Origin of the sequence: Actinoplanes derwentensis (assembly GCF_900104725.1) — a bacterium.
In the GTDB taxonomy this organism is placed as follows: Bacteria; Actinomycetota; Actinomycetes; order Mycobacteriales; family Micromonosporaceae; genus Actinoplanes; species Actinoplanes derwentensis.
Genome location: NZ_LT629758.1, coordinates 6,095,205 through 6,115,347, shown reverse-complemented (window position 1 = coordinate 6,115,347; position 20,143 = coordinate 6,095,205). Strand labels below are relative to the sequence as shown.

8 protein-coding genes are annotated in these 20,143 nt (G+C 67.7%); 7 read left to right on the top strand and 1 reads right to left on the bottom strand.

All coding sequences use genetic code 11. From position 1 onward, the window contains the following. Positions 1-90 precede the first annotated feature (90 nt). Both pglW and BLU81_RS26670 read left to right on the top strand, forming a co-directional pair. Complete coding sequence (pglW, locus tag BLU81_RS26675) at positions 91-4,485, top strand: BREX system serine/threonine kinase PglW (protein WP_092547202.1); 4,395 nt, start codon at positions 91-93, stop codon at positions 4,483-4,485. After that, positions 4,482-5,144, top strand: a complete 663-nt coding sequence (locus BLU81_RS26670) for a hypothetical protein (protein ID WP_197685991.1) — start codon at positions 4,482-4,484, stop codon at positions 5,142-5,144. Before pglW ends, BLU81_RS26670 begins: the two co-directional genes overlap by 4 nt. A gap of 24 nt (positions 5,145-5,168) precedes the next feature. Here BLU81_RS26670 and BLU81_RS26665 read toward each other — a convergent pair whose 3' ends face one another. Then, positions 5,169-6,305, bottom strand: a complete 1,137-nt coding sequence (locus BLU81_RS26665) for an ADP-ribosylglycohydrolase family protein (protein WP_197685990.1) — start codon at positions 6,303-6,305, stop codon at positions 5,169-5,171. A 3-nt stretch (positions 6,306-6,308) separates the two neighbouring features. Here BLU81_RS26665 and pglX point away from each other — a divergent pair, with 3 nt between their 5' ends. From pglX to BLU81_RS26640, 5 genes are all read left to right on the top strand, one after another. Continuing rightward, positions 6,309-9,896 (top strand): BREX-2 system adenine-specific DNA-methyltransferase PglX, encoded by a 3,588-nt coding sequence (pglX, locus tag BLU81_RS26660; RefSeq protein ID WP_092547198.1) that lies wholly within the window; start codon positions 6,309-6,311, stop codon positions 9,894-9,896. Between the two features lie 145 nt (positions 9,897-10,041). Then, a complete protein-coding gene (gene pglY, locus BLU81_RS26655; protein WP_092547197.1) occupies positions 10,042-13,773 on the top strand; it encodes a BREX-2 system ATPase PglY in 3,732 nt (1,243 codons plus the stop codon). Continuing rightward, entirely contained in the window at positions 13,770-16,511 is a 2,742-nt protein-coding gene (gene pglZ / locus BLU81_RS26650) for a BREX-2 system phosphatase PglZ (RefSeq protein ID WP_092547195.1), read from the top strand. The genes pglY and pglZ overlap by 4 nt, the downstream gene beginning before the upstream one ends. Next, positions 16,508-17,821, top strand: coding sequence for a BREX system ATP-binding protein BrxD (gene brxD / locus BLU81_RS26645; protein WP_092547193.1), 1,314 nt, complete (start codon positions 16,508-16,510; stop codon positions 17,819-17,821). The genes pglZ and brxD overlap by 4 nt, the downstream gene beginning before the upstream one ends. Beyond that, complete coding sequence (locus BLU81_RS26640; protein WP_092547191.1) at positions 17,818-19,941, top strand: DEAD/DEAH box helicase; 2,124 nt, start codon at positions 17,818-17,820, stop codon at positions 19,939-19,941. Before brxD ends, BLU81_RS26640 begins: the two co-directional genes overlap by 4 nt. The last annotated feature ends 202 nt before the right edge of the window (positions 19,942-20,143 follow it).

Genomic DNA, 20,143 nt, shown 5'->3' with positions numbered 1-20,143 from the left:
ACTCGGTGCGACAGATCGACGGATTCGAACTCGGTCGCTGCAGCCCGTCCTGTCGGAGGGAATGGTGCTCGCAGCCAATAGGATCCGGTCATGCAAGAAGGCCGGTGGACCACGATCACGCCATCGCAGTTCGCGCACGAGCGCGAGGCTCTGGCGTACGTACAGCAACTACTTCCGGACACCGAGCCATATCGCGCATGGTCAAACTTCACCTTCACCGCGCAGACCGGCCACCCGTACGAGGTCGACCTGCTCGTCGCCGCACCGAGCGGGCTCTATCTCATCGAGATCAAGAGCCTGAACGGGCGGCTCGTTTCCAGCGGTTCGAACTGGATTCAGCACGGCCCTAGCCAGACCCGCACCTTTGACAACCCGCTCCATCTGGCCGATGCCAAGGCGAAGAAGCTCAAGTCGCTTCTGCAAACCGCGGCCTCCCGGCGGCGAGGGTCGCCTATCCGGATTCCGTTCGTGCAAGCTGCGGTGTTCCTGTCGAAGCCCGGCCTGCAGGTCGAGCTTTCCGATCATCACCTGCATGGTGTCTACGGACCCGAGCCGGTCGGCCCTAACCCGGCGAACCGGCTGCCGACCATCGGTGCGCTGTTGCAACGCCCGCCGCAGGACGAGCGGCAGCGAGTCACTGCCGAGATGTCCCGGGCGTTCCCCGACCTGCTCGCCGAGATCGGCATCGCACGTAGCCGTCGGCATTACCAGATCGGCTCGTGGGAACTGGAGACTCGTCCGTTCGACGTCGGCCCCACCTGGCAGGACCACCTCGCCAAGCACCGCGATCTGGAACGTGAACGCCGTCGGGTGCGGATCTACCTGGTCGAGCGCAATGCGGTGCAGACCGAGCGGGCGAGCATCGAGCGCGCGGCCAAACGGGAGATGCTCGTCCTGCACGGCATCAGCCACCCCGGCATCGTCCAGGTCGACTCGATGGAGTCACACGAGGCCGGCCCGGCACTGATCTTCCGGTACGACCCGCGATCGATCCGACTCGACCACTACATGGCCCAATACCAGGATCGCCTGGACGCGCCGGCTCGGCTCACTATGATCCGCCAGTTGGCCGAGACGGTGGCGTACGCGCATCGCCGTCACCTTCACCATCGGGCACTGTCCGCCCGCAGCATTCTCGTCACCCCAGGCCCGAAGCGGCGCGGCGGCTCTGAGGAAGAGGCGTGGCTGCTTCCGCAACTGCAGATCAGCGACTGGCAGGTCGCGACCCGAGGAACCGACTCTGCTGGAAGTGATGGCAGCGGCGGCTTGGTAGCGCTGTCAACACACGCGGCGGCCCACCTCGAACGGTCAGCGGAGGCGTACCTGGCACCGGAAATGACCGCTCCGCGGCCGGACCCGGTCGCGATGGACATCTTCGGCCTTGGTTCGCTGGCCTACCTGATCCTCACCGGGCAGCCTCCAGCTGCGCAGCGTCCCGAGCTGCTGTCTCGCCTGACCCGCGACAACGGCCTGCGTGCCTCGTCGGTCGCCGATTCCATCTCCGAGTTCGCAGACGAGCTCGTGCAGGCCGCGACGGCGCCGGTGCCGGCTCAGCGGCTGACGACCGCCGCCGAGTTCCTCGAGATGCTTGAGCTGGTCGAGGAGGAGCTGACCGCACCTTCGTCGCCCCCATCCGTGCATCCAGCGCAGGCGGAACCCGAGCCGACTGATCCGCTTGAGGCACGCTCCGGTGACAAGGTCGGCGAATGGACCGTCCGTAAGCGGCTCGGGACAGGTTCGACCTGCCGTGCCTTCCTCGCCGACAACGACCGCACCGGCCGCGCCGAAGTACTCAAGGTCGGCCTTTCCGACGAGAAGGCCAGCCGTCTCACCCATGAAGCGCGAGTCCTGAGCCCGCTGACCGACTCCCGGGTGATCCGGCTGGCCCGGCCCGAGCCGTTGCGGATCGCCGACCGCACCATCATCGTGCTGGAGCACGCCGGTGACCGGACGCTGGCCCGCAAACTTCGCGACGACGGCCGGCTCACCGTCGACGAGCTGGAAACCTACAGCGACTACCTCTTCGGTGCACTGGACTACCTGGAAGGCGAGGGCGTCTACCACCGCGACATCAAGCCGGACAACATCGCGATCCGGATCCGTCCCAATCGCACCCGCCAACTCGTGCTCTTCGACTTCTCGCTGGCCGGGGTGTCGGTCAAGGAGATCAACGCGGGCACACCGCGATACCTCGACCCATTCCTGGGCGCGGTCAACCGGCCTGTCTACGACAAGCACGCCGAGTGGTACGCCCTGGCCGTCACCCTGCACGAGATGGCCTCCGGTGAGCTGCCCGGCTGGGGCGACGGCAGCGCCGATCCGCAGCACACCGAGGGACCGCCGGTCCTCGCCGCCGAAGCATTCGACCCCGCGATCCGTGACGGTTTGGTCGACTTCCTCCAACTTGCCCTACACCGTGACAGCCGCGCTCGGTTCGCCTCGCTCAAGGACATGCGCGACGCCTGGCAGCAGGTCTTCCGACGCTCCGACGCCAGTGCCCCGGTCGGTACCAACCACCCCGAACCGCAGGAGGAACCGGATGTCGAGGGCGCTGAGGCCGCCCGCGACGAGGCCGCCGCCAAGGCGACCCGGGCCACTGCCCTGGAAGCCGCCGGTCTGACGCCCCGAGCGGTCTCCGCTGCCCACCGCCTGGACGCCGCTACGGTCGGTGACCTGCTCACCGTGGCGAACAAGCTGGCCCACCTACCCGGCCTGGGCGCGAAGACCCGCCAGGAGCTGCAGCGCCGGGTCAAGGACTGGCGTGCCCGGCTCGCCGAGCGGGAAACCCTGCCCACCTCACCAAACGCCCGCCGCAGCGCTGCCGCCGAGGCGTCCGCCGAATCCTCCGGCGGCCCCGTCGACGCCGAACTCGTCCGGGTGGGCCTGGACGCGATCGCCACCCTGCTCATCCCGGCCAAGAACGGCCGCAACGCCACTGAGGTCGACGGCACCCGGATCCTGCTGCGTTTGCCGGACGAGACCGGAACACTGCCCGGCCTGACACCCTGGCCCCAACAGCCTCAGGTCGCCGCCGCCCTGAACGTCACCCCCGGTCGGGTCGCGCAGATCCTCGGCAAACAGCGCAAACGCTGGAACGACATTCCGGTCGTGTCCAGCGTCCGCACCGAGCTGATCGACCTGCTGCGCGACGGCGGCCGGGTGATGGGCGTCGACGAACTCGCCACCGCCCTGCTCACCAGCCGTGGATCCATGCGTACCGGCGACGAGCTACGCCACACCGTCGCACTCGCCGCGGTCCGCGCCGCCGTCGAGATCGACGCCCTCGCCGAAGAACCGCGCCTGCTGACCCGCCGCCACGGCGACCGGCTGCTTGTGGCGCTGGAGGCCGGCGAGGACGACGGCCCAGACACCCCGGCCGCACCTGCCCTGCTCGACTACGCCGACGCGCTCGGCAAGGCCGCCGACCGCCTCGCCGGCAACGAGGTGCTGCCCAGTCCCGCCACCGTGTTGCGTACCCTCGGGACCGTAACCGCACCGGGCGGCGCCGCCGACGCCATCGACGAACGGCGTAGGGTCCTGCTCGCCGCGGTGGCTTCGGAGAACGCCGCCGCCACGGCCCGCCTGGAGATCTACCCGCGCAACCTCGATCCCGTCCGGGCGCTCCGCCTTGCCCAAGCCGGCGTCCTTCCACCAGCCGGCCTGCCCGGTCAATCGCGCGGTCTCACCCCCGCGCAGATCGCCGACCGGGTCGCCGCCCGCTTCCCGGACCTCGCGCCGTTGCCCGGACACCCCCGCCTTGACCGCCTGCTGACCGAGGCCGGCTTCGAGCTGATCTGGAATCGCGACCACTACACCGCTCCCACCCAGGCCGCCGCGTCCTCGTCCATGACCATCGTGCGACGCCGGTCATCGGCGTCGACAGCGCCCACCGCGTGGACCGCGGACTCTCCGATCCTCGCCTCGGCGCTGCGCTCCGAGGAACGCCTGACCGGTGCGGCGTCCGCCGGAGGTTTCCGGGCCTTGACCGTACGACTCTCCCGGTACGCCCTGGCCCGCGAAGAACTCGTCCGGCGCTTCTCCGCCCGGCCGCTCAACATTGCCTCCCGATTCCTGGTGACGTTGCACGGCCTGGTCGATGCTCGCCCGAGACCGACCTGGGAAACCGTGCTCGGCGCGGACATCGCCGAACCCGGCACCCGCTCGGCAATCAAACTGGGCGAGTACGTGGAGCAGGCGTGGGCATCGGTCGCGCCGCAACTGCTCGACGAACTCCAGGCCGGCAGTGGCCCGCTTCTGCTGCACGACGCGGCAGTCCTGGCCCGCTACCGGGCGATGAAGCGACTGTACGAACTGGCGGACGCGGCCCGCGGCGGCAGCGGCGACCTGTGGCTGCTGTGCCCGACCGAAGACCCGGATCTGCTGCCGAAACTCGACGGCACCGTCGTCCGGGTCGGCGACAACGAATGGATCTCCCTCCCGGACGCCTGGGTGGAGAACACACACCGCAGCGCAGCTAGCGCATGACCCGGCAGGACAACCCGATGCCGCTCATCGCGGGAGCCATTGACCTCAGCATCGTCATGGAGAGACTCAGCCGGGCACGGCCGGTCTTCCACTCCGAGGCAGACTTCCAGCACGCCTTCGCCTGGGTGCTGCACGAGATGGCGCCGGACCTCAACATCCGGTTGGAGGTGCGACAGGCCGAGCGGGAGTACGTCGACCTGCTCTGCTTCGGACCGTATGGGCGCACAGTGGTGGAGTTCAAGTACTTCACCAGGACCTGGGTCGGCACGGACCCGGCCACTGGGGAACCGTTCCGTCTGCGCAACCACGAGGCCACCGACCTGGGCCGCCAGGGCTTCGTTTTCGACATCGCCCGGCTGGAAAGGTTCTGCGAAGCCGACCGAGCGTCGAACGGCCTCGCGATCATGCTGACCAACGACCAGCGGCTCTGGCAACCGGCCGCGACCACCAAGCTCACCCGCGATCAGGCGTTCCGGATCCACGAAGGGCGAACCCTGTCGGGCCTGCTGCGGTGGGGCACCGAAGACAGCTACCACGCTGGCAGCGAACGGAACCTGTCCGGCAGCTACCCGATCACCTGGCGCGACTACTTCAGCCTCGACGGCAAGAACGGGCAGCTTCGATGGCTCGCTGCCGCAGTTGAGCCACGCTTCGAGTAGGCCCCCGCACCGCAGTGCGGTCAATCACCAGCCCGGATAGCGATTCCACCAGTGCGGATCGCCACCTGGGGTGTATTCGGTGCCGGACGGCTTGTCGACGAACTCAGCGATGAGGTCACGAGCCAGGACGTCGGCGACCCACGCCAGCTCCAATCGGGACACCCAGTCGAGGGGCAAGGCGTCGGCTCCGTGGGCAGCACCCAGCAGAGCGCCAGCGACCGCAGCGACGTGGTTTCCGTTGCTGCCAGACGCGGCGAACAGCAGGGCATCGCGGATCTGGTCGCGCTCGGGAAAGGAGAGCGCGACATAGACGCCTCCGGCCAGCGCGGCCGCAGCTCGGGCATCGGGTGTGAGATGGGCCAGCTTCGTGGTCTGCCGAGGTTGAGATCGTGCGGTCTCCACGGCGGAGGCGACGGGAGAATCGAACGGCTGCTTCAGAAGGCTCATGCCCTCCGACTCCGACTGCTGTACTGCCTCCTCGATGCCCTGGCCCTTGACGATGTTGGCGACGATCCTCGCGCCGACGGCGGCGGCATGCACGGCTTCACCGGCGTGGGTGGTCGCTGCGATCTCCGCCGCGAAGCGGCCAGGCTCTGCAACCCAGTCGCCGACGAGCCCGGCCGGAAGGACGCGGGTCAGCGCGTGCGCGCCGACACTGCTCCCAGCCGGCTTGTCGATCTGGCCCATCGTGCCGTTCTGCAGCGCCGTGACAGTTGCCGGCGCCGAACCACGCCGAGCGGCCAGCACCGGCACCTGAGCGAGCCAGCCATCCGGCCAGACCTCCTTCTCCCACGGCGTGATCCCAGAAATGCCCTGCATGCTGGCCCAGCGTGCGTAGGCATGCCAGACCAAGCCCGGCGGGTGACAGATCCCTTTGTGTGTCATCCGCACGTGCGCCCGGATGACACCCTCGATCGTGAAACAGGCGAGCTGGGCGGCGCTGGTCGCACGCAGTGTGCTACTGGACGCCACCTCGGCGTCCGCGGCACCGATGGCGTCACCAAGCACAAGCCCGAGAACGCAGCCACGCGCCGTCGACAGCTGCTTCGTTGTCACCTTGGTCGTCACGCGGGCGAGCATAGCGGCGCGATCTTCCGCCAAACGGTCGACAACCAGGCCAAGACGGTCCTCTTCAGCAGCCTGTTCGGCGGCTAAAGTCATCGGGTGATCGACCGCAAACTGCTCTTGAGTGACCTGCAGAAGCAGGTCAAGACCCTAGAAAAGGACCTGCGGGAGCAGGTCGAGTCGGTCGAGGAGGTGCGCCTCCGGCTGCGCGGCGAGTACGACCGCGCATTCGAGGTCGGCCGCACCGCCGCCACCTGGACAGTCTGGCGCGACGAGCGGGTCACCCAGGCCGCGGTGGCGTGGGTTCTCGGCACGGTCTTCGTCCGCTTCTGTGAGGACAACGGTCTGCTGCCGGAGCCGTTCCTGGCCGGGCCGGGCGACCGGCTAGTGCTGGCCGAGGAGGCGGAGGCGCAGTTCTTCCGCGACCAGCCGGACAAGACGCTGCGCGACTGGCTGCACCAGGGGTTCGACGCGATCGGCGGCACCCAGGCCGGCAAGTCGCTCTTCGACAAGCGGCACAACCCGCTCTACCAGATCCCGATGTCACACGACGCCGCCAAGGAACTGATCAGCTTCTGGCGCCGCCGCGGCGAGTCCGGCGATCTGGTGCACATCTTCCGCGACGAACTCTGGGACACTCGGTTCCTCGGCGACCTCTATCAAGACCTTTCCGAGTACGCCAAGAAGACCTACGCCCTCCTACAAACCCCGGAGTTCGTCGAGGAGTTCATCCTCGACCTGACACTGACTCCGGCGATCGACGAGTTCGGGCATGACCAGGTCAAGATGATCGACCCTACCTGCGGCTCGGGCCACTTCGTGCTCGGTGCGTTCGATCGGCTGCTCAAGCAATGGGAAAGACATGCGCCCAACCGAGACGCCCACGAGCGCGTCCGGCTGGCGTTGGACGCGGTGCACGGCGTCGACATCAACCCGTTCGCGGTCGCGATCGCCCGGTTCCGCCTGCTGGTAGCGGCTCTGCGCGCCAGCGGGATCACGACGCTCGCCGAGGCGGCCGACTACGTCTTCCCAATGCACTTGGCAGTCGGCGACTCGCTGATCAAGCACCGGGCGGGCACGCTCTTCGGCGGGGACCCGATGACCGAGTTCGCCTACGCGACCGAAGACGTCGCCGAGCACCCGGGCATCCTGACCGCCGGCAGCTACCACGTCGTGGTCGGGAACCCGCCCTACATCACGGTCAAGGACAAGGGCCTCAACGACGCCTACCGCGAGATGTACGACGCCTGCTCCGGCAAGTACGCGCTGTCGGTCCCATTCGCGCAGCGCTTCTTCCAACTGGCGAAGCAGGGCGACGGCGAAGGCAAGAACGCCGGGTTCGTCGGCCAGATTACCGCCAACTCGTTCATGAAGCGCGAGTTCGGCAAGAAGATGATCGAAAAGCTGTTCGCCCTTGAGGTTAACCTGACGCACGTCATCGACACTTCCGGCGCCTACATTCCCGGCCATGGCACCCCGACTGTAATCCTGGCCGGCCGCAACACTAACGTAGGCAGATTCAGTACGATCCGAACGGTCATGGGTATTCGCGGCGAACCGAGCGCTCCGTCTGACCCTCGGAAAGGCCTCGTATGGCAGGCCATCGTTTGTCAGGTCGACACTCCCGGATCCGAAAGTCAGTGGATCAGCGTCGCCGACACATCTCGGTCGGCTCTCGCGAACTTTCCGTGGAGTCTGGCCGGTGGCGGCGCAGGCGGTCTGCTGCAATCGATCGAGACTGCCTCCGCCGTCAATCTTGGATCAAATTTGTTTCGCATCGGCTTCTATGGAGTTATGGGCGCAGACGAAGCCATGACCGCACCGGCTGCTGCTTTCGCGCGCCTGAAAGTCGAAGGCGACTACCATCGCCGGCTGGTGGTGGGTGATGAGCAGCGCGACTGGGCGACTCTTGACGGAGACCACGCTTTCTACCCCTATGACGCAGACCGAAGGCTGGTTCAGCTAGCCGTTATGCCGCAGCATGAGAAACGCTTGTGGCCTTCTAGGAATGATCTCGGAAACCGAGCTACATTCTCGCGAGGGACCTATTTCAGTGACGCCCGGCCTTGGTTTGAATGGCATCAAATTCCGCGAGATGAGAAGGCGAACGAGTGGTCTCTTTCTTTCGCGTTTGTGGCTACGCATAACCACTTTGTGTTGGATCGGGGTGGCAAGGCCTTCAACCGTTCAGCGCCGGTGATTAAGCTGGTGGAGGGGGCGTCGGAGGACGATCACCTGCGGCTGCTCGGGGTGCTCAACAGTTCGACCGCCTGCTTCTGGCTCAAGCAGGTAAGTCACAACAAAGGCAGTACGGTTGACTCTCGCGGCGCACGTCAGACGACTGTTCCTTTCGAAGATTTCTACGAGTTCACCGGTACCAAGCTGCAGGAGTTTCCGCTGCCGACGTCGTACCCGCTGGGGTTGACCCGGAAGTTGGATGGGCTGGCGCGGCGGCTTGCTGCGGTGCGGCCAGCGGAGATCGCGGCTTCTGGGGTGCCGAGTCGGGAGCGGTTGTCTGCCGCTGAGCGGGAGTGGCATTCGATTCGGGCTCGGATGATCGCGCTGCAGGAGGAGTTGGACTGGCAGGTCTACTCGCTCTACGGGTTGCTGGACGACGAGTTGATCGCTCCGGCTGAGTCGGTGCCCGAGTTGCGACTCGGGGAGCGGGCGTTCGAGATCGTGCTGGCCCGCAAGATGCGTGACGAAGGCCTGGAGACGCAGTGGTTCGCGCGGCACGGGTCAACGCCGATCACCGAGTTGCCTGAGCACTGGACGGCCGAGTACCAGTCGGTGGTGAAGCAGCGGATTGCGGTCATCGAGGGCAACCGCAACATTGCGCTGATCGAGCGGCCCGAGTGCAAGCGCCGCTGGGCCACTGAGGGCTGGGACGCAATGCAGGCCAAAGCGCTGCGGGACTGGCTCCTGGACCGGTGCGAGGCGTGGGACTTGTGGTTCCACCACGTCGACGGTATAGAGCAGCCTCGTCCGCTGACCACCTCGCAGCTTGCCGACGAGTTGCGGCGTGACGAAGACGTACTATCGGTGGCTGGTCTTTATGCGCCGGGTCAGGACCTCGGCAAGGTAATCGCGGACCTGATCGCCGACGAGCATGTGCCGCACCTGGCGGCATTGCGTTACAAGGATTCCGGGCTGGCGAAGCGGGCCGACTGGGAGCACGTGTGGGAGTTGCAGCGCGAGGAGGACGCGTTGCCGGACGAGGCGGCCAAGCGGGAGTTCCGGAAGAAAATACCGGTGCCGCCGAAGTACGGCTCGGCGGACTTTTTGAAGACCAGTTACTGGCGGCATCGGGGCAAGCTCGACGTACCCAAGGAGCGGTTTATTTCCTATCCGGGGGGCAGCCGTGACGGTGCCCCGTCGCTGCTGATCGGGTGGGCTGGCTGGGATCAGCGGGAGCAGGCGCAGGCCCTGTCCACCTTGATCGTTGCGCGTGAGCAGGAGGATGACTGGGATGCGGCACGGTTGCTTCCGCTGCTCGCAGGTCTGCGCGAGGTGCTGCCGTGGGTGCGTCAGTGGCACGGCGCGTTCGATCCGGTCTGGGGCGAGTCCCCGGCAGACACCTACACCGGGTTCCTTTTCGAAACCGCTGGCCGGCTGCATTTGACCGACGAGGCCATGACTTCCTGGCGGCCGGCGAAGCCGACCCGCGGGCGCCGGGCGAAGGCGTAAGCCGCAGATCAGGCTAAAGGGTGATTAGCCGGGTCGACAGCAGTCGGCTCGGCTCCGCCGCTCGGGGAAGTGCCAGTGATCGTTCTAGCGGTCACCTGGCGGAGCGTCGTGTCAGCTTCAGCGCTGGAGTTATACGGTAAGCGGCATGTCACAGCCCAGCGCCATGCCGCTGCTCCGTGAGGTCATCGACATCCCGGAGCGGACGAGCACCAGCGACTTCGTCCTCCAGCTCGCCGACAGCGTCGCTAACGCCAATGCCACGCTCAAGGAGTACGTGGTCACCGACCGGCTGCTGGGCAACTTCGACGAGGCGCTCGGGCTGATCCGGTCGGCGATCGAGGGGCACGCCTCCAAGGCCGCCTACCTGCACGGCTCGTTCGGCTCCGGCAAGTCGCACTTCATGGCGGTGCTGCACGCACTGTTGCGTGGCGACCAGGCGGCCCGAGGCCGGGACGAGTTCGCGCCGCTGCTGAACAAGCACAGTGCATGGCTTGACGGGCGCAAGTTCCTGCTCATCCCGTACCACCTGCTTGATGCTCGCTCGCTGGAGCAGCGGGTTCTCGGCGGCTACGTCGACACGGTGCGCGCGCTGCACCCCGACAAGCCCATCCCAGCGGTGCACCGCACCGACGCGCTGCTGGAGCAGGCCGCCGACCTGCGCCGCCGTATCGGGGACAAACAGTTCATCGACGGGCTGCCCGGTGGCGACACCGAAGACGAATGGGGCGAGACCGAGAAGTTCTGGACCAGTGAGCTGCTGGATCAGGCGTTCGGCGGCACCTACTCCGACGAGCTGCGCCGCAAGATGGTCAACGACCTGCTGACCACCTGGAACAAGGGCTTCTTCAGCAACGCCCGTGAGGACGCCGAGGCGTTCATTTCCCTGGACCGCGGCCTGACCGAGATCAGCCGGCACGCCAAGGAAGAACTCGAGTACGACGGGCTGATCCTCTTCCTGGACGAGCTGATCCTCTGGCTGGCCAACTCGATCGGCGATCAGCAGTTCGTCTCCCGCGAGATCCAGAAGATCACCAACTTCGTCGAAGGCGGCAACACCCGCCGGCCGATTCCCATCGTCAGCTTCATCGCCCGGCAGCGTGACCTGCGCGAACTCGTCGGCGAGGAGGTGACCGGCGCCAACGAGCTGAGCTACCAGGACACCCTCAACCTGGCCAGCGGCCGCTTCGACGTCATCCAGCTGGAGGACCGCAACCTCCCGGAGATCGCCCGCCGCCGGATCCTCAAGCCCCGCAATGACGAGGCTGGTGCCGCGATCTCCCGTGCCTTCGACGCCACCACCAAGGTTCGCCGGGAGGTCTTCGACACCCTGTTGGGCACCGACGCGGCCAGCGGCGCCGACATCGACGCGTTCCGGTCGACGTACCCGTTCAGCCCGGCCTTCCTCTCCACGCTCGTGCACGTCTCCAGCGCGCTGCAGCGCTCCCGCACCGCCCTGAAGCTGATGCGGCAACTGCTGGTCGACCGCCGGGACACGCTGCGCCTCGGCCAGCTCGTGCCGATCGGCGACCTCTACGACGTGATCAGCAGCGGCGGTGACCAGCCGTTCACCGAGAAACTCAAGGCCGAGTTCGAGATGGCCCAGAAGCTGTACGCCCTCAAGATGCGCCCGTACCTGCTAGGCCAGTACAGCCTGACCGATGACGACCTGGACGCGGCCCTCCGCGGTGCCACCCTCCCGCCCGACGTGGCCGGCCGGGTGCGCGCGTTTACCGGCGACGACCGGCTCATCAAGACGCTGCTGCTGGCGTCGCTGGCGCCGAGTGTGCCGGCCCTGCGGAACCTGACGGCCCGGCGGCTGTCGGCGCTGAACCACGGCAGCATCACCAGCCCCATTCCCGGCGGTGAGGTCGCTCAGGTTTCCCGGAAGCTGGGCGACTGGGCCGGCGAGTTTCCGGAGATTCGGATCAGCGAGGGCGACGACCCGGTCGTCTCCCTGGAACTGGTCGGCGTCGACGTGGGCAGCGTGCTGTCCACGGCAAAGCACTACGACAACGAGGGTGCCCGCAAGCACATCGTTCAGCGACTGCTGTGGCAGCAGCTCGGCGTGACCTGGAACGACTCATTCTTCACCGAAGCCGGTCTCACCTGGCGCGGCAGCCGCCGGACCATCGAGCTGGTGTACGGCAACGTGCGCGACCAGAACGACATCCGCGACGAGTCGTTCCACCCCGACAACCCGTCCAACTGGCGGATCATCATCGACTACCCGTTCGACGACGGCAGCCACGGCCCGGCCGACGACCGGAACCGTGTGCAGGAGCTGCTCAGCAGGACTACCGCACGCACGGTGTGCTGGATCCCGGCCGCACTGACCGTGGAACGCCTCAACGAGCTAGGAAAGCTCGTGATCATCGACAAACTGCTCGAAGGTCAGCGCTTCGACAGCCACGCCGAGCACCTCAACCCCGACGATCGGCGTCGTGCTCACGGTGCGCTGACCAATCAGCGCAGCGCGTTGCTGACCAAGATGCAGAACGTGCTGCGCCAGGCGTACGGCTTGGCCTCCAAGCTTCCGACCGACGTCCGGATCGGATTCGACGATCATCTGCAGCCGCTCACCCGGGTTCTGGAGCCGAAGCTGCCGATCGGGGCGGCGTTCGCCGACGCGCTGCGAAGCCTCGGCGACCAGATGCTCACCCAGCAGTACCCGGCGCACCCGGACTTCGACCCCGACCGCAAGGGCGACCTGGTCAAGGCAGCCGATGTGAAGACGGTCCTCGACTACGTCCGGCAGGCGGTCGAATCGACCGAGGGCCGCGTCGAGGTGGACCGGCCGCACCGGCAGATCATGCGGCGTATCGCTAACCCTCTCGAGTTGGGCACCATGCACGAGGCGGCGTTCGTCATCGAGAGCCGCTGGGCGCAGCACTTCCAGCAGAAGGCCGCCAGCGAGGGCATCGACGGCGATATCCGTGTCGGTGACCTGCTGCGCTGGATCGACGACCCGAACCCGCGCGGCCTCGACCCGATCGTTGCCCAGCTCGTGGTGGCGACGTTCGCCGAGCAGACCGACCGGGCGTTCTTCCTGCACGGCGGCGAGGTCAGCCCACCACCGGAGCCCGGACGGATCAACGCCGACTACACGTTGCGGGAGCAGCGGCTGCCCAGCCCGCAGGATTGGGAGGAAGCCCAGAGCCGCGCGACTGCGATCTTCGGTTTCCGGTCTGCTGCGCTGCGGCGGGGCCGGCTGATGACGATCTTCGGGCGGGACCTGGCCCGGCAGGCGACCCAGCATCGCGCCGCCGCCGACGATCTTGTCGCGCGTCTGGAACAGCATGCGAAGTGGCTGGAGATCGACCTGGAGTCCGGTCCGGGACGGCTGGCGACCGCCCGCGCCGCCTCCGAGTTGCTCGCGGCGTTGGAGGAGCGGCTGCCGGCGGTGGAGGTCATCGAGCGGCTGGCCCGCGCCGACCTCGGCGGCCCGGCCGACCGTACCGGGCGCAGCGTCAAGAGCGCTTCTCAGGTGTCCTCGGCCCTGTCCGGTGCGCCCTGGGAGACCTTCGAGATCATCGCCGGCCTGTCGGAGCCGCACGCCACCGAGGCCGCATCGATCCTCGCGGAGGTACGTGCCGCCGCCCGTGCCGATGAGCTGACGACTCCGCTGGCACCCGTCCTCGGGCGTGCGCGAAGTGCCGCCACCGAACTGTTGCGCCGAGCGACACGCAAACCGACGACGCCGATCGTCACCCCGCCGATCATCGATCCTCCGAAGCAGGGCGGTGAGGACCGGGTTCCGCCTGCCGGGCGAGTCACCGTGACCGCCGCCACTGTGGACGAGGCGGTCGAGCAGGTACGGGCCTTCGCTGCCGACCACGGCACCGGTGCCATCGAGGTGACGTGGAGAATCGTGCCGTGACTCAGGCATCCGTGCCGGCTCGAGCGCTGCGGGTCAACCCGATCGCCCTGCGGCAGAAGGTCGCGCAGCAACTCGAACGGCATCGCAACGGCAGTACGTACCCGGTGATCCTGCTGCGCGCCGAGCCGGCCTGGCCGCACGATGAGACCATCGCGCTGCCTGACGGGAGAATCGCCCGCGTCGTTGCGTGCGAATCCCCGCTGGCGATCTGGGACCAGCTGGTCACCGACCGGCCGAACGAGGTGCTGGTGCTGCTCACCGACCTTGCCGAAGCCACGCTCGGTGACGGTGTCCGCAGCCGCGTCTTCCGTCATCGAATCATCACCATGGAACCGTGGGACCTGGTCGTCGAGGCCTTCGGCGCCCGGCAACCCGACAGCGCCCTGGAACAGGAAGCATGGGCCGGAGAAGCGCTGGTCGACGCGATGCCGCCCGCGGGCTGGCCGAAGCTGACCACGCCGGTGCTGACCCGTGACGTCGCCTTGCGGCACCTCGCGGCCGTACGTCTCGGTCTCGACCGGCGTGGAGCGGGACCCGACGATCTCGACGTCGACGCCCTGCTGCGCTGGAGCGCAGAGCCAGGGGCTGTCGAAGGGTTCGGGTTACTGCGGGCCGCCGAACGAGAAGGCCTCCAGTCGTGGCTGACCGGCCAGTACGGGAGTCCTGCACGCGCGTTGTTCGCGCTCGTCGACGCCGGTCACGGCGACGACGCCTTGCCGCTCGGACTGGTCTGCCATGCGGTCTGGCGGACCCGTGGCAATGAGGCGATCCGAGCAAGGGGACGTATCGACCAGTACTTCGGCAAACTGGACCACGACGCGACCGTCACCGGTTTCGCTGACGCCGTCGTCCAGGTGGTCCGCGGGATGCTGTCCGCGCCGGAATCAGAGGCCAAGCGGCACGGGCACGCCGTGCTGGACCGTGCCGAAGAACTGCTGCTTCAGTTCGGGGCGGTTTCCAGCGCTGCCGACAGCCCCATCCTGCGTACCGGATTCACCCGCAGAATCGGCACCGCTGCCACCGCGCTCCTTGCCGCCCTGCACAAGGCAGACGACCCGGCACTCGGCACGGCTGTCAGCAGTCTGGTTGACCACGAACTGGCCGCCGCCGAACCCGAACGCGTCCGCCGGATCCAGATGGCGCAGCGACTGGTCCGCTGGCTCGGCGAACAGGTCCAACCACCGGCAAGTGTCGCCGACGGAGTGGACCGGCAGATCTCCGACTGGGGCTGGGTGGACGTGGCGGCGGACCACGTCTGGGCCGGCGACGACGTGCATCCCGAGTTGCAAGCGGCGTTCCGGGAGATCTACGAACGGACCCAGCAACGACGGCGCGACCTGGACCAGGCGTTCGCGGGCCGGCTACAGGCCTGGGCCACCGCGGGGCCCGGCAACGACGGCGGGCTGCTCACCGTCGAGAACCTGCTCCCGCGTGTCGTCGAGCCCCTTCTGCGGGCCGATCGCCGGGTCCTTCTCGTCGTGCTCGACGGCATGAGCGCAGCCGTTGCGATCCAGTTGGCCGACGAGCTGTCGCAGCACTGGGTGGAGTACGACCCGCTCGCCGGGTCAGGGACCTCGCGGCGACGCGGCGTCGTCGCAGCCCTGCCCACCCTGACCGCCGTCTCTCGAACGTCGCTGTTCGCCGGTGCTCTTCGCAGCGGCACCCAGGACAACGAGAAGCGCTTCTTCACGGAAGGCCGATGGGGCAAGGACGCCAAGATCTTCCACAAAGGGCCGGCTCGCGGCGGGCCCGGCGAGGTGTTCGCCGGTGACCTGGCCGACGCGGTGGCGGACTCCGGTCACCTGGTCGCCGTCGTGATCAACACGGTCGACGAGTCACTCGCCCACGGCAGGGAAGGCAGCGAGGCCGGATGGCAGCTCGGCGATGTCGGCTTCCTGCGCAGCCTGCTCGATCTCGCCCGGTCCTCCGGCCGTGCCGTCGTCATCACCAGCGACCACGGGCACGTCCTGGAACGCGGCGGTGAACACGTGCGAGCGGCCGACGGCACCTCCGCCCGGCACCGGACCGGTCCCGGTCCAGCCAGCCTCGGCGAGGTGGAGCTGACCGGGCCGCGGGTCGTCGCCCCGGACAACCGGATCATCGCGCTGTGGGACCCGCAGCTGCGCTACCGGCCCAGTAAGGCCGGCTACCACGGCGGGGCATCACTGGCCGAGGTCACCATCCCTCTGCTGGCCTTCCTCCTGCCGCACGTGACCGAGGTGCCGGCGGGCTGGTCAGCTGTCGAAGTACGCAGCCCGGACTGGTGGCAAACAACTACCTCTGCGGCAACGATCACCCCCGAGCTTGCGCCTGCCGCGCCCAAGTCACGCCGTAAACCGACGGTCGCACCCGCCGCAGCCGGCGAGGCGTTGTTCGACATCCCGCAAGCCTCGCCGACACCTGCGACAACGTCCGGCAACGCCGACCTCGTCGAGGAGCTGAAGAACAGCGAACTGTTCGCGGCACAGCACGCGCTGACGCCCCGTCGCCTCGACATCAAGAAGGTCGAGGCAGCGGTGCGCGCCCTGGTGGAGGCCAAGGGCGTGCTGCCGGCGGCGGTCCTCGCCGAACGCGCCGGCGAGATCCCCGCCCGCGCGACCGGGTTCGTCAGCACGTTGCAGCGCGTCTTCAACGTGGACAACTACCCGGTGCTGACCCTGATCGACGACGGGCGCACCGTACGGCTGGACATACGCCTCCTGCGCGAACAGTTCCGGCTCTCCGGGGAACGCCCGTGACCGCTGTCAGCCCGCTGCGACGCCGCGAAGTCATCGACGCCCTGCGCCGCGGAGCCGTACCCTCGACCGGTCTTGACCTGCTCGCCGTCGGCCTTGACCGGTTCCATCGGGCCATCGACGATGACATCGAAGCTGTCGCCGCCAACGGTTCTGTCTTCAAAGCCGTCCGCGGTGAATACGGTTCCGGCAAGACGTTCTTCGTACGCTGGATCGCTGACCGCGCCAAACGCGCCAACCTGGCCACCGCCGAAGTGCAGATCTCGGAGAACGAGACACCACTGCACAAGCTGGAGACGGTCTATCGCAGGCTCACCGAGCGGCTCACCACCACGACCTTCCCACCCAGTGCCCTACGCTCGGTCGTCGACGGCTGGTTCTACGCCCTGGAAGAAGACGTACTAGCCGCCGATGAGGTCGACCCCGGTAACGCGGCGGCTCTCGACCACGCGGTGAGCGTCCTGCTGGATCAACGACTTGCCGAGGTGAGCCGTAGCGCGCCGGCCTTCGCCGCCGCCCTTCGCGGGTACCGAACCGCAAGCCTGTCCGGGGACGCTGCCACCGCAGACGCGGTCCTGGCCTGGCTCGGCGGCCAGCCGCACGTCGCAGCTGCGGCGCGACGGGTAGCGGGCGTCAAAGGCAACCTCGACCATTTCGCTGCGCTGAGTTTCCTTCAGGGACTTCTCGCCGTGCTGCGCGACAGCGGCCATCCAGGCCTGCTGCTCGTGCTCGATGAGGTGGAGACGCTGCAGCGGGTCCGTTCTGACGCCCGAGACAAGGCTCTGAACGCGCTGCGGCAACTGATCGACGAGGTCTACTCCGGCCGCTTCCCAGGGCTGTATCTGGTCATCACCGGTACGCCCGCCTTCTATGACGGGCAACAGGGTGTGCAGCGCCTGGCACCCCTGGCGCAGCGCCTCGCCGTCGACTTCGACACCGACCCCCGGTTCGACAACCCACGTGCCGTACAGATCCGGCTACCGGGTTTCACCGTTGACTCCCTGGTCGAGCTGGGCGGCCGGGTCCGTGACCTCTACGCCGACGGATCATCCGCGGCCGAGCGGGTTCGGGACCTCGTCGACGATGCCTACCTCGATCAGCTCGCGCGGGCCGTGGCCGGAGGACTCGGCGGCAAGGTCGGCATCGTGCCCCGTCTCTACCTGAAGAAGCTCGTCAGTGACGTTCTCGACCGGGTCGACCAGTTCCCCGACTTTGACCCCCGCCAGCACTATGCCCCCACGATGACCACCGCCGAGATGACCGACGTCGAACGCAACGCCGCCAGCGCTGACGAGATCGCCCTCGACCTGTGAGCACCGCCGACCTGCTCCATCCGGTCCTGCTGCACCACATCGTCAACTCCCTGCAGTGGCCCGGCCTGCGGCCGCTGCAGGAAGCGGCAGTCGAGCCGTTGCTGGCGGGCGAGGACGCCCTGCTGCTGGCGCCGACCGCGGGCGGCAAGACCGAGGCCGCGGCCTTCCCGCTTCTCTCCCGGATGACAGCAGAGAGCTGGTCCGGTACGTCGGTGCTGTACCTCTGCCCGCTCAAGGCACTGCTCAACAACCTTCAGCCCCGGCTGGACAGATATGCCAGCTGGCTCGGCCGCAAGGCCACCCTTTGGCACGGCGACGTCACCGCGTCCCGACGGCAAGCCATCCTGGCCGCCCGCCCCGACCTCCTGCTGACCACACCGGAGTCCCTGGAGTCGATGCTGGTCAGCCAGAAAGTCGACCATCGGGCGTTCTTCGCCGGCCTGCAAGCCGTCGTGGTGGACGAGGTCCACGCCTTCGCCGGCGACGACCGGGGCTGGCACCTGTTGGCCGTCCTAGAGCGGCTCACCCACCTGATCGGCCGGCCAGTGCAACGAGTCGGGCTATCCGCGACCGTGGGCAATCCGAGCCAGCTCCTGACCTGGCTGCAAGGCTCGGGCGCCGGTACCCGCCCGGCACGCGTCGTCGCGCCAGACCTGCCTGTCCTCGTGCCGGGAGAACCTGTTCCCGCTGTGCCGCCCGGAGAAATCGAACTCGACTACGTCGGCTCCCTCCAGAACGCAGCCAAAATCATTGCTGGTCTCCACGCTGGGGAGAAGCGCCTGGTCTTCTGCGAGTCCCGGCAAGCGGTCGAAGAGCTCGGCAGCCTGCTGCGAGGTAAAGGCATTACCACGTTTCTGTCCCATGCCTCGCTCTCCGCCGACGAACGGCGCCGCTCGGAGGAAGCGTTCGCTGAAGCCCGCGACTGCGTCATCGTCTCCACCAGCACCCTGGAACTCGGCATCGACGTCGGCGATCTCGACCGCGTCATCCAGATCGACACACCTGCGACGGTGGCCTCGTTCCTCCAGCGCCTCGGACGCACCGGGCGCCGACCTGGCAGCATCCGCAACTGTCTGTTCCTCACCCGCGACGGCGACGCCCTACTCGAAGCGGCTGCCCTGCTGCTGCTCTGGGGCCGTGGATGGGTGGAGCCCGTCATCGCGCCACCCGAACCCCGGCACATCGCCGCACAGCAGATCCTCGCGCTCTGCCTGCAAGAACACCGAGCGGGAGACCAGACCTGGGCGCAGTGGTGGAACGGACTCGCACCGTTCGACCGCAGCGCCGACCCGATCCTGCGCCACCTGATCGACCAGGGCTATCTCGACAGCGACGGCGGCATGCTCTTCATCGGGCCCGAAGCCGAACGGCGCTTCGGACACCGGCACTTCATGGGCATGACCGCCGTCTTCACCGGCGCACCCGAATTCACCGTGCTCGTCGGCCGCGAAGAACTGGGCCGCGTCGACCCAGCCCTACTCACCGAAGAAGTTCAGGGCGACCGACGACTCCTGCTCAACGGACGCAGTTGGCGCGTCACCTACATCGACTGGCGCCGCCGCCGCTGCTTCGTCGAACCCGCCGACGGCGGCGGCAAAGCCCGCTGGACAACCGGCGGCTGGTCGGGCCTCGGCTTCGAACTGAGCCGTGCCATGCGTGACGTACTGCTCGGTGCTGACCCGCCGGTGAATCTCACCCGCCGAGCCATCGACCGCCTCGCGCAGGTGCGTGAGGACGAGTCCTCACTGGTGCACCCAGGCGGTAGCGTCATCCTGCGCGATCACCGCGGCGACGACCTCCGCTGGTGGACCTGGGCAGGCTTCCGCGCGAACGCCACCCTCGCCGCAACCCTCACCGAGGTCGTCGACCCGATCCAGCGCTTCGATGACCGGCACATCCGACTCCGGGAAAACGTCACCCCCGCCGAATGGCGGGCCCTCATCGCCGACGCCAGTCAGCGACTCTGCCTCCCCGACGTCAACAAGAAGGCCCTCGACGGGCTCAAGTTCAGCCAAGCGTTGCCGGAACGGTTCGCCATGGCGACGCTTGCAGCCCGACTCGCCGACCTCGACGGCGCTGACACGGTCTTGCAAGCGCCCGTACGGTTCCTGCATGCATAGCGGCGCTATTACATGCCAGCCAGGAGAGCAAGAAGTCGAAGACCCTGGCAGGCAAGAAGTCAGGCACAACGGGCAGCTGATCGCCAAGACGAAAAGGACGCCAGTCCCTGGGCGGCCATCGGTCCCGCGCCTGGGGAGGCAACGACGTTGCCTTGCCGTCTCGAAGCCCTTGCCGCTCGACCCAGCATTTCAAACGCGGCGG